Genomic DNA, 12077 nt, shown 5'->3' on the forward strand with positions numbered 1-12077 from the left:
GCCCGGCACCGATGCCTTCCGGTGCCGGGCCCCTTCTTTACGCCGGCCTGCCCCGGATCCTCAACCGGAGAAGCCGACGTGCGCGAGCCGCAGCGGGCCGCGCAGCCTGAGACGGACGTCGTGCACGCCCGCGGCGGTGACGGACGCGCCGAGCGAGACGTAGTCGTAGGGGCCCGATGTCGGTCCGGCGGTTGACAGCACCGCGAGGGCCGGGCCGCCGTCGACGGACACTTCGACCGTGCCCTCGCCGGACACCTCCACCGTCACCTCGGTGATGCCGCGGCCGAAGTCGCAGTCGCGGTAGAGCAGTTCACCCGTGGATCCGGCCACCGGCGTCACCGCGTCGCCCGACACCTTCGTCCGGTCCACGATCTCGATGCCGCTCTGCTCGTCGAAACCGGCCGCGGCCAGCCCGCCCGCCAGGACCGCGCGCGGCAGGGTGGGCTCGCCCTCCAGCGTGACGGTCGTCCGCAGCCGGACGTCCTCGCTGGAGGCTCCGGCCAGCAGCTCGTACGCGCCCGGCTCCAGGCGCCACAGGTCCTGGGCGACGTCCCAGAACGCGAAGGCGGTCAGCGGGACTTCGAAACCCAGCTCCGCCGTGGCGCCGGGGGCGAGAGCGACGCGGCGGTGGTCCAGCAGCTCACGGCGCGGACGCGGCACGGACGGGTCGACGGCGCGCGTGTAGAGCTGGGCGACCTCGTCGGCGGTGACGTCACCGGTGTTGGTGACCCTGAACGAGACGTGCAGCGTGCCGTCCTCGACCCGGGTCGTCAGGCCGTCGTAGGCGAACGACGTGTACGACAGGCCGTGCCCGAACGGGAACAGGGGCGTGCCCTCGAAGTACAGATACGTCTGGCGGGCGCCGATCACGTCGTAGTCGAGGAGGCCGGGCAGATCGGCGTCGTCGGCGTACCAGGTCTGCGGCAGGCGGCCTGCGGGGGAGACGTCGCCGGCCAGCACACGGGCCAGGGCGGTGCCGGCCGCCTGGCCGCCATGCGCCGTCCACAGCACGGCCGGGAGGGCGGCCGGGTCGACCGCGTACGGGTAGGCGGAGACCAGCGCCAGCACGGTCGCCGGGTTCGCCGCGCGGGCGGCCCGCAGCAGCCGTTCCTGGTGCTCCGGCAGACGTAGGGTCGTACGGTCCTCCGTCTCGCGGCCGTTGATGTGCGGGTCGTTGCCCGCGACCACCACGACCACGTCGGCCTCGGCGGCGGCCCGCGCCACCGCGTCCTCGCCGCGCTCGGCGAAGACCAGCTCGAACACCTCGGGATCTTCCTCGGCAACCTTCACGCCGTCGGCGGAGACACACACGTGGCGACCCGACCCCAGGTGCTTCAGGAGGTGCCCCTTCTCGTGCGGTTCCAGGCGGAACGTCTCCTGGACGACCCAGCCGCCCGGCTGGTCGGCGGAGGCGCGGACGTGACCGTCCTCGGCGACCGAGAGGTAGCGGCCGTCGGGCGCGCGCAGCGTCAGCACGCCCTCGCCCCAGTCGACCAGCGCCAGTTCGGTGCCGGTCGTGTCGGTGGTCAGCGGGGGCAGGTCGGTGCGGCCCGCGAGCAGCGCCGGGTCGAGCGCGCCCTCGGCGCCGCGCACCTCGTCGGCGGCGTCCGCCACCACCGGCACGTGCAGGAACGCGCCCCCGGAGGTCTTCAACCGGACCCGGTCCACCCCCTCCGCGAACTCCACCCGCTCCGCGCCGAACCGCTCGTACAGGCCCTCCAGCGGGGTCGAGCGGTGCAGGAGCGTGCCGCTGTACCAGTCGAGCTTGCACTCGTCGGCCAGCAGACCGACCACGGCGATACGGGTGTCCGGGGCGAGCGGCAGCACGCCGTCGTTCTTCAGCAGCACGACCGCCTGCTCGGCCGCCTCCTGGGCGAGGGCGCGGTGCCCCGGGGAGTCGAACTCGCTGGTCGCGTCGTGCGGGTCGTAGTCGGGGTCGAACTCGCCGAGGCGGAAGCGGACCGAGAGCTGGCGGCGGACGGCCCGGTCGAGGTCGGCCTCGGTCAGCAGACCGCGCTCCAGGGCGCCGCGCAGCCGCCCGGTCATCTGCGAGGAGTCCGTGCCGTGGTCGGTGAAGCTGTCCACGCCCGCCACGAGGGAGGCGGCGGTGGCCTCCTCGTGGGTGTCGAAGTAGTGCTCGGAGTCGACCAGATTGCTCGGCGCGCCCGCGTCCGAGCAGACCAGCAGCTCCTCGTCGGTCCAGGCCCGCAGATGCTCGGCCAGGTACGGGGAGACGTGGTTGGGACGGCCGTTGACCAGGTTGTACGCGGGCATCACCCCCGCCACCGCACCCGCCTCGACGGTCTCGCGGAAGGCCCGCAGGTCGTACTCGTGCAGCACGCGCGGGCGCACCGAACTCGACGTCGTCGACCGGTCCGTCTCGTTGTTGTGGGCGAGCCAGTGCTTCAGCACGGGCGCGGTGCGCCAGTAGGTGGGATGGTCGCCGCGCAGACCGTGCGTATAGGCGGTGGCGATCGCCGAGGTGAGCTTCGGGTCCTCCGAGTAGCCCTCCTCGTTGCGGCCCCACAGGGGGTGGCGCAGCAGGTTGACCGTCGGGGCCCAGACGTTGAGCCCGACCCGGTCGTCCTTGGCGCGCATCGCGCGGACCTCCTTGGACACCGCGTCGCCGACCCGCCGCACCAGCTCCGGGTTCCAGGTGGCGCCGAGACCGACCGCCTGCGGGAACACCGTCGCCGGGCCCATCCACGCCACACCGTGCAGGGCCTCCTGGCCGGTGCGGAAGGCGGCGATGCCGAGCCGCTCGACGGCGGGCGCGAACTGGTGCAGGAAGGCGGTCTTCTCCTCCAGTGTGAGCCGCGACAGGAGGTCGTCGATCCGCTTCGCGAACGGCAGGCGCGGATCGCGGAACGGCGGCGTGGGCGGCGTGTGTGCGGTCACGTGGGGATCCCCTTGCGATGGATCGGCGGGGCACTTTCGAAGCGCTTCGATGCTGGGTCGACGACGGGTCGGGTGTCAAGGGATCAGCTCCGTCCCTTCAAGCAGTGCATGCGGAAAGTCTCCTTTCGTACCGGGGAGGAAGTTTGGGAACGACCCTTGTGCACCCTGGTGTGTTCACTTAACCTCACACAACATCGAAGCGCTTCGACTACTGAGCCCCGGATGAGTCGACAGCTCGCTTCGGCTCAGCCAGTTCCACTCGAGACACCGCAGCCGACGGCTCTCCGCCGGGTGTCCTGGTGTGCCATGAAGGGTTGACGCAATGACGCCGAACGCCGCCTCCTCCGGACCGAGCCGGAGATCCTTCCTCGCCTCCACGGCGGTCGCCACCGCGGCCGTGGCCGGCGGGATGCCGTTGCTCACCGCCTGCGGCGGTTCGGACGGTGGCTCGCGGGACGGCACCACGTCGGGGAAGTCGGCGAAGAAGCTGCTGCCCGCCTACGTCGCCAGCAACGTGGTGAGCCCGGACATCCCGTCCAAGAACGGCTCGGCCATGGGCTTCACGAGCAAGCTCGCCCTGTCCGACCTCAAGACGGCGGTGCCGAAGAAGCTGGGCAAGGGCAGCGCCATCAAGATCATGTCGCCGTTCTGGGGCACGCCGCCGAAGGGCGACAACCCCTACTACAAGGCGATGAACGAGCTGATCGGCGTCGACATCTCCTGGCAGAACCAGGACGGCTACACCTACGACGAGAAGCTGGGGGCGGTGCTCGCCTCCAGCGACCTGCCGGACGTCGTGGTCATCCCCAGCTGGAACATGGGCGGCAAGATACCCAGCGCCATCATCAGCAAGTTCGCCGACCTCGGCCCCTACCTGTCCGGGGACGCGGTCAAGAAGTACCCGAACCTCGCCGCCATTCCGAGCGGCGCCTGGCAGTACTCCATCTTCGGCGGCAAGCTGCGCGGCCTGCCCCAGCCGGCCCCCTCCGTCGTCGGCATCGTGCCCCTCTACCGCCAGGACGTCTTCGACAAGGAGGGCTGGGACCTCCCCACGTCCGCGGACGAGTTCCTCGCCCTCGCCAAGGAGATCACCCGGCCCAAGGCCAAGGTGTGGGCCTGCGACGACATGAAGTGGACCGCCTTCAACATCTTCGGTGTGCTCTCCGGCAGCGAGAAGCCGCTCGGCTGGAACCTGACGGACGGCAAGCTGGTCTACCGCGTCGAGACCGAGGAGTACCTCGAGGCCCTCGAGTGGACGCGCAAGCTCTACTCGGCCGGCGTGGTCCACCCCGACGCCAAGGCGGCCAACCAGGGCACCGCGGGCGACCGCTTCTCCTCCGGCCAGGTCCTGATCTACAACCAGAACATCTCGGACTGGTGGGGCAAGATGGCCGAGCAGGCGGGCCAGAACACCGACTTCCGCATCTCCGGCATGGACATCTTCGGTGCCGACGGCGGCGACCCGACGCTGTGGGCCGGCTCGCCCGCCGGCATCTTCGCCTTCGTCAACAAGAAGGCGTCCAAGGCCGTCGTCGAGGACATCCTGGCCGCGGCGAACGTCACCGCCGCCCCGTACGGCACCAAGGAGTACATGCTCACCAACTACGGGGTGGAGGGCACGCACTACACGGTCAAGGACGGGGTGCCCACCAAGAACGACAAGGGCAACCAGGAGGTCATCAACGCCTATGTGATGCTCGCCAGCCCGGCCCCGACCATCGCGCACCCGGATCTCCCGGACATCGCGAAGGAACAGGTCGAGTGGCAGCAGCGGATGGGCGCCTTCACCAAGAAGTCCACCTTCTGGGGCATGCAGATCACCGAGCCCGCCCGCTACACCAACCTCTCCAACGACTTCGAGCAGCTGGAGGACGACGTCGTCCGCGGCCGCAAGAAGATCAGCGATGTGCAGCAGGCCGTCGCCGAATGGAAGAAGCAGGGCGGCGACAAGCTGCGGGACTGGTACCAGAAGCTGCACGACACCAACGGTTCCGCGCAGTGACCAGGCGCTGAGGCAAGGAGTAGGCCGTGTCCCACAGCACGGTGCCTCGCAGCAGGGCCGAGGCGAAGACGAACGAGGCGGACCCCCGCGCGGCGGACGCCCCCGCCGGAGGCCGACCGGGGAAGAAACCCTCCGGCAGACTGAGCCTCCGCCTGCGGTTCCGCCGGGACCGCACCCTGATCCTGATGACCCTGCCCGCCATCGCGCTGGTCCTGGTCTTCAACTACATACCGATCCTGGGCAATGTCGTCGCCTTCCAGGAGTACGACCCCTACGTCAGCGACAACGGCTTCGTCGCGATGCTGGAGAGCCCCTGGGTGGGCCTTGAGCAGTTCGAGCGGATCTTCGCGGACTCGGCGTTCTGGGACGCCGTGCAGAACACCCTCGTGCTGTTCGTCCTCCAGCTGGTGCTGTTCTTCCCGATCCCGATCGTGCTCGCGCTGCTCATCAACAGCGTGATCAGGCCCCGGGTGCGGGCGGTGTCGCAGGCGATCCTCTACCTGCCGCACTTCTTCTCCTGGGTGCTGGTCATCACCGTCTTCCAGCAGATCTTCGGCGGGGCCGGCATCATCGCGCAGACCCTGCGCGAGCACGGCTACGAGGGCTTCGACCTCATGACCGACCCGGGGATCTTCAAGTTCCTGGTGACGGCGGAGGGCGTCTGGAAGGACGCGGGCTGGGGCATCATCGTCTTCCTCGCCGCGCTCGCCTCCGTGAGCCCCGACCTCTACGAGGCGGCGGCCATGGACGGGGCCGGGCGCTGGCGCCGAATGTGGCACGTCACGCTGCCCGCGCTGCGGCCCGTGATCGCCCTGCTGCTGGTGCTGCGGGTCGGTGACGCGCTCACCGTCGGCTTCGAGCAGATCCTGCTGCAACGCGACGCGGTGGGACCGGGCGCCTCGGAAGTCCTCGACACCTATGTGTGGTGGAACGGCGTCCGCAACCAGGACTTCAGCTACGCGGCAGCCGCGGGCCTCGTCAAGGGCCTGGTGAGCGTGGCGCTCGTCCTGGCCGCGAACAAGGTGGCCCACTTCATGGGCGAGCAGGGGGTGTACAAGAAGTGACCGCCGTCATGGACAAGGCCGCCGTCGAGGAGGCGGCGCGTGAACCCCGCTGGTGGCAGGCTCCGCCGCGGCCCGTCTGGGACGACGCGCCCAACAAGGCCGGGATCGCGGGCAAGGGCATCGTCCTGGCCGGTGCCTGCCTCGCCGTCCTGTTCCCGCTGTGGATCGTCATCGTCACCAGCCTCTCCTCGAAGCAGACCATCACCGAGGCCGGCGGACTGGTGCTGATCCCGAAGGGCATCACCTTCATCGCCTACCAGGAGTTGCTGAGCGGCGGGCAGGTGACCCGGGCCGCGATCGTCAGCGTGTGCGTCACGCTGGCCGGCACGGTGTTCTCCATGACGGTGTCGGTGCTGGCCGCCTACGGCCTGTCCCGCAGTGGCTCGCTCGGGCACCGCTGGCTGCTGATGACGCTGCTCGCGACGATGTTCTTCGGGGCCGGGCTCATTCCGACGTATCTGCTGGTGCAGTCGCTCGGGCTGACGGACACCTATCTCGCGCTGATCCTGCCGAGTGCGGTCAGTGTCTTCAACATCCTGGTGCTGCGCGGGTTCTTCATGGGGATCTCGCCGGAACTCGTCGACAGCGCGCGGATCGACGGGGCGGGGGACTGGCGGATTCTCTGGCAGATCGTGATGCCGCTGTCCCGGGCCGTGATCGCGGTGATCACGTTGTTCTACGCGGTCGGTTACTGGAGTGCCTGGTTCAACGCGTCGATCTATCTGAGCGACCAGGACATGATGCCGTTGCAGAACGTCATGATCCAGCTGGTGCAGAAGCAGGAGGCGCCGGTGGGGGTGAGTCAGGCGATCAAGACCGGGCAGATTTCCGGGCTGGCGATCCAGATGGCCGTGATGGTGATGGCGTTGCTGCCGGTCGCCGTGATCTCGCCGTTCGTCCAGAAGCACTTCAAGAAGGGCATGCTCACCGGCGCCGTCAAGGGGTGACGCCCCTTGTTCCCAAGCTTCGCGCAGTTCCCCGCGCCCCCGAGAAGGGGCATCCACCCCTCCCCGTCTTGTAAGGACCGAGGTACGTCATGCCCACTTTCCACCTCAGCAGACGGTCTGTGCTCGCCGGGACCGCCGCCACCGCCGCCACCGCCGCTGTCGCCGCCCTTCCGGTCGTCCAGGGCAGCGCGCAGGCCGCCGCTCCGGCGGGGGCCGGGTACCGCTGGCGCAACGCGGTCCAGGGCGGTACCGGGTTCGTCACCGGTGTGCTGTTCCACCCCTCGGTCCGAGGGCTCGCCTACGCCCGTACCGACATCGGGGGCGCCTACCGCTGGGACGACCGGACCGACCGGTGGGTCCCGCTGACCGACCACATCGGCTGGGACGACTGGAACCTGCTCGGCGTGGAGGCCATGGCCGTCGACCCGGCCCACCCGGACCGGCTGTACCTCGCCCTCGGTACGTACGCGCAGTCCTGGGCCGGCAACGGGGCCGTGCTGCGGTCGGAGGACCGCGGGGCCACCTGGCAGCGCACCGACCTGACCGTGAAGCTCGGGGCCAACGAGGACGGGCGTGGGGGCGGGGAGCGGCTGCTCGTCGACCCGCGTGACAGCGACACCCTGTGGCTCGGCACCCGGCACGACGGACTGCTCAAGTCGACAGACCGGGGCGCCACCTGGAAGGCGGTGAGCTTCCCGGCCACGCCCAGCGCCACCGGCCAGGGCGTCACCCTCCTGGTCGCGGCGGGCCGTACGGTCTACGCGGGCTGGGGCGATTCCGACGGCACGGCCGGAAAGCCCAACCTGTACCGCACCTCCGACGGCACGAGCTGGGAAGCCGTCCCGAAGCAGCCGACCGGCACCGCCGCCAAGGTGCCGATCCGGGCGGCGTACGACCGGCACACCCGCGAGCTGTACGTGACGTACGCCAACGCCCCCGGCCCCAACGGCCAGTCCGACGGCAGTGTGCACAAACTGCGGACGACGGACGGGAAGTGGACCGAGGTCACGCCGGTGAGGCCCGGCGGGGCGACGGAGGACGGGGGGACCGACTCCTTCGGGTACGGCGGTTGTGCCGTCGACGCCCGCAGGCCCGGCACCGTCGTCGTCTCCACCAACAACCGCTGGGCGCTGGTCGACACCCTGTACCGGACCACCGACGGCGGCCGCACCTGGAAGTCCCTGAAGGACAAGGCGGTCCTGGACGTGTCCGAGACGCCGTACCTCGAGTGGGGGGCCGGCAAGCCCAAGTTCGGCTGGTGGATCCAGGCCCTCGCCGTCGACCCGTACGACTCCGAGCACATCGTCTACGGCACCGGCGCGACCCTCTACGGCACCCGCGACCTCAAGCACTGGGCCCCGCGGATCCGTGGTCTGGAGGAGGCGTCCATACGCCAGCTGATCTCCCCTCCGGCCGGAGAGGCGCATCTGATCAGCGGGTCCGGGGACATCGGCGTGATGTACCACGAGCGGCTCACCGCCTCCCCCTCCCGCGGCATGGCGTCGAACCCGGTGTTCGGCACGGCGACGGGACTCGCGCTCGCCGCGGCCAAGCCGTCGTACGTCGTGCGGGCCGGGTGGGGGGACAACGGCAACGGCGCCTGGTCGAACGACGGCGGCAGGACCTGGGCGCCCTTCGAGGCCCAGCCGCCCATGGCCAAGTCCGCGCCGGGGCCGATCGCCACCAACGCCGACGGCAGTGTGCTGCTGTGGTCCTTCGGCACGGCCGACCCGGGATTCCGCTCGGCGGACAACGGTGCCAACTGGTCCGAGGTCGCCTCCTTCCCGAAGGGCGCCGTCCCGGTCGCGGACCCGGTCGACGCGACCCGCTTCTACGCCTTCGACACCACGACCGGGACGCTCCACGCCAGCACCGACGGCGGCAGGACCTTCACCGCGCGGGCCACCGGCCTGACCTCGGGCGACAGCGAGTTCCAGCTGACCGCCGCCCCCGGCCGCTCGGGCGACCTCTGGCTGAGCCTGAAGTGGAACGGGCTGTACCGCTCCACCGACGGCGGCGCCACCTTCACCAAGGTCGGCAGCTGCTGGGCCTCGTACACCCTCGGCTTCGGCAAGGCCGCCGAGGGCGCCTCCTATCCGGCGGTCTATCTGGTCGGCTCCACCGAGAGCATCACCGCCGTGTACCGCTCCGACGACGAGGCGAAGACCTGGACCCGGATCAACGACGACCGGCACCAGTGGGGCTGGATCGGCGCGACCATCACCGGCGACCCGCGCATCCACGGCCGGGTCTACATCGCCACCAACGGACGCGGCGTGCAGTACGGGGAGCCCGCCTGATGTCCGAGCGACAAGGGCCTGCCCTGAGCGACGCGACCCGGGGCCGGCTCCTCTTCGGCGGCGACTACAACCCGGAGCAGTGGCCCGAGGAGACCTGGCACGAGGACGTCCGGCTGATGAAGGACGCCGGCGTCAACTCCGTCACCCTCGGCGTGTTCTCGTGGTCGAAGCTGGAACCGGAGCCCGGGGCACGGGAGTTCGGCTGGCTGGACACGCTGATGGACCTCATGCACGAGAACGGCATCGGGATCGTCCTCGCCACCCCCACCTCCTCGCCCCCGCCCTGGATGGGCCGGCTGCACCCCGACACCCTGCCCGTCACCGAGGACGGCCGCACCGAGTGGTGGGGCGGCCGCCAGCACTTCTCGCACTCCAGCGCCACCTACCGGCGCTACGCCGCCGCGATCACCGAGGACCTGGCCGCCCGCTACGGCGGCCACCCGGCCCTGACGATGTGGCACATCAACAACGAGTACTGCACCTCCGACCACGGCGACCAGGCCGCCGCCTCCTTCCGGCGCTGGCTGCGCGAGAAGTACCGCACGCTCGACGCCCTCAACGAGGCCTGGGGCACCGCCTTCTGGAGCCAGGGCTACGACACCTGGGACGGCATCCTGCCGCCCCGCCTGCCCCACTACATGCGCAACCCCGGCCAGGTCCTGGACTTCCGGCGCTTCACCTCCGACATGCTCCTGGAGTGTTACACCGCCGAGCGGGACATCGTCCGGCGCCACACCCCGCACCTGCCGGTCACCAGCAACTTCATGCCGCTGTGGTTCGGCCAGGACGCCTGGCGCTGGGCGGAGGAGGAGGACGTCGTCTCCGTCGACCTCTACCCCGACCCGCGCGATCCGCTCGGCGCCCAGAACGGGGCCCTCGTCCAGGACATGACCCGCTCCCAGGCACGCGGGCCGTGGATGCTCATGGAGCAGGCGGCCGGGCCGGTCAACTGGCGGGGCGTGAACCACCCGAAGCCCCGGGGCCTCAACCGGCTGTGGTCCCTGCAGGCCGTGGCCCGGGGCGCCGACGCCGTCTGCTACTTCCAGTGGCGGCAGTCCCGGCAGGGCGCCGAGAAGTTCCACTCCGGCATGGTCAGCCACGCCGGGGCGGAGGGCCGTACGTACCAGGAGGTCAAGCGGCTGGGGGCGGACCTGGCGAGGATCGCCCCCGAGGTGACCGGCCGGCACATCACCGCGAACGTCGCCCTCCTGCACGACTGGAACGCCTGGTGGGCCGGGGCCCAGGACGGCCGCCTGTCCTCCCGGGTGGACTACCCGGACGTGCTGCGCGCCTGGCACAAGGCCCTCTGGCAGGCCCACCTCACCACCGACTTCGCCCACCCCGAGCACGATCTGACGCCGTACTCGATGATCGTCGTGCCCCAGCTGTACGCGCTCACCGACACGGCGATCGGCAACCTCCTCGCCTACGCCCGCGGCGGCGGCACCCTCGTCTGCGGCTTCCTGACCGGTGTCGCGGACGAGGACGACCGGGTGCGCCCCGGCGGCATGGACGCCCGGCTGCGGGAGCTGTTCGGCATCCGCACGCTGCACGAGTGGTGGCCGCTGGACGAGGGGGAGACCGTCGCCTGCGAGGAGTTCCTGGGCACGCTGTGGTCCGAGGAGATCGAGCCCGCCGACCCCGATCACACCACCCTCTACAAGGGCGGCGAACTGGACGGCATGCCCGCCGTGCTGCGCAAGGACCGCGCCTGGTACCTCTCCACGCTCCCGGAGCCGGAGGCACTGCGCGACCTGCTGGCCCGGATCGCCGACGGCGCGGGCGTCCGGCCCGTGCTCGACGGCCTTCCCGGGCAGGTCGAGGCCGTGCGCCGGGGCGAGCTGCTGTTCGTGCTCAACCACGGCCGCGAGCCGGTGACCGTGGAGGTCCCCGGCACCCACCACGACCTGCTGACGGGCACGGCCGTCACCGACCGGGTCACCCTCGCCCGCTACGAGGCGGCGGTACTCCGGCCATGACCGCCTCCGCCCCCCCTCCTCGAACCGCGGACTTCCACCGGCACAGAATCCCTCCACCTGGTCGCCGGAGAAGACCACGTCCTCACCTCGAGGTCGTGGTAGTTCCCCCATCCCCCCACCCATGGAAGGGACACCATGGCATCACGCACCTTGAGCAGGGTCACCAAGGCCCTGCTCGCCCCGGCCCTGGCACTCGGCGCGACCGTGGCCCTGGCCTCCGCCCCCGCCTCGGCCGCCGTCTGGAACTCCTGCGACCAGTGGGGCAACACGAACCTGAACGGCTACACGCTCTACAACAACATCTGGGGCAGCGGCGCCAGAGCCCAGTGCATCTGGGCCAACTCCGGCACCAACTGGGGAGTCAACGCCAACCACCCCAACACCGGCGGCATCAAGTCCTATCCGAACCAGACGAAGGCGATCAACAAGTCCATCACCTCGCTGGGTTCGCTCTCCAGCAGTTACAACGTCAGCGTCCCGTCGTCCGGCGCGTACAACACGTCCTACGACATCTGGGACACCGACCACGACTACGAGATCATGCTCTGGGTCAACAAGACCGGAGCCGTCGGCCCGATCGGCACCTCGCAGGGCAGCGTCAGCCTCGGCGGCCACTCCTGGAACGTCTTCAAGGGCACCAACGGCGCCAACGAGGTGTTCTCGTTCATCCGCACCTCCAACTCCAGCTCCGGCACGGTGAACATCCTGCCGATCCTGAAGTGGATCAAGGACACCAAGGGCTGGATGGGCAACGAGACCATCGGTGACGTCCAGTTCGGCTACGAGATCACCTCGTCGTCCGGCGGCCTGGACTTCCGTACCAACAGCATGACCGTCAGCAGCAGCTGACGCCCGATCCGGGGCCGGGGCCGAACGCCGTCAAGGGC

Annotated in this window: 7 protein-coding genes; 6 read left to right on the forward strand and 1 reads right to left on the reverse strand. The window is 70.2% G+C overall.

Annotation, left to right across the window (positions count from 1 at the left end):
• Positions 1-60: 60 nt before the first annotated feature.
• On the reverse strand, positions 61-2898 hold the full coding sequence (locus ACWIF2_RS38025; protein ID WP_454365919.1) for a glycoside hydrolase family 3 C-terminal domain-containing protein: 2838 nt from the start codon (positions 2896-2898) through the stop codon (positions 61-63).
• A 322-nt stretch (positions 2899-3220) separates the two neighbouring features.
• On the opposite strand from ACWIF2_RS38025, the gene ACWIF2_RS38030 reads away from it, so the two are divergent.
• From ACWIF2_RS38030 to ACWIF2_RS38055, 6 genes are all read left to right on the forward strand, one after another.
• Positions 3221-4900 carry a Tat pathway signal sequence domain protein gene (locus tag ACWIF2_RS38030; RefSeq protein ID WP_454365921.1) on the forward strand — a complete coding sequence of 560 codons (1680 nt, stop codon included), beginning with the start codon at positions 3221-3223 and terminating at the stop codon, positions 4898-4900.
• 26 nt (positions 4901-4926) lie between these two features.
• Positions 4927-5964, forward strand: coding sequence for an ABC transporter permease (locus tag ACWIF2_RS38035; RefSeq protein WP_382496773.1), 1038 nt, complete (start codon positions 4927-4929; stop codon positions 5962-5964).
• Positions 5961-6911 (forward strand): carbohydrate ABC transporter permease, encoded by a 951-nt coding sequence (locus ACWIF2_RS38040; protein WP_454365924.1) that lies wholly within the window; start codon positions 5961-5963, stop codon positions 6909-6911. The genes ACWIF2_RS38035 and ACWIF2_RS38040 overlap by 4 nt, the downstream gene beginning before the upstream one ends.
• Positions 6912-7000: 89 nt before the next feature.
• Positions 7001-9211: a 1,4-beta-glucanase gene (locus tag ACWIF2_RS38045; protein ID WP_454365926.1), complete on the forward strand. Its 2211-nt coding sequence runs from the start codon at positions 7001-7003 to the stop codon at positions 9209-9211.
• Complete coding sequence (locus tag ACWIF2_RS38050; protein ID WP_454365928.1) at positions 9211-11190, forward strand: beta-galactosidase; 1980 nt, start codon at positions 9211-9213, stop codon at positions 11188-11190. The genes ACWIF2_RS38045 and ACWIF2_RS38050 overlap by 1 nt, the downstream gene beginning before the upstream one ends.
• A gap of 135 nt (positions 11191-11325) precedes the next feature.
• The gene (locus ACWIF2_RS38055) at positions 11326-12039 is read left to right on the forward strand and encodes a glycoside hydrolase family 12 protein (RefSeq protein WP_454365930.1); all 714 of its coding nucleotides are present in this window, start codon (positions 11326-11328) and stop codon (positions 12037-12039) included.
• Positions 12040-12077: the final 38 nt, after the last annotated feature.

It is taken from the genome of Streptomyces sp. NPDC055506, from assembly GCF_053643595.1.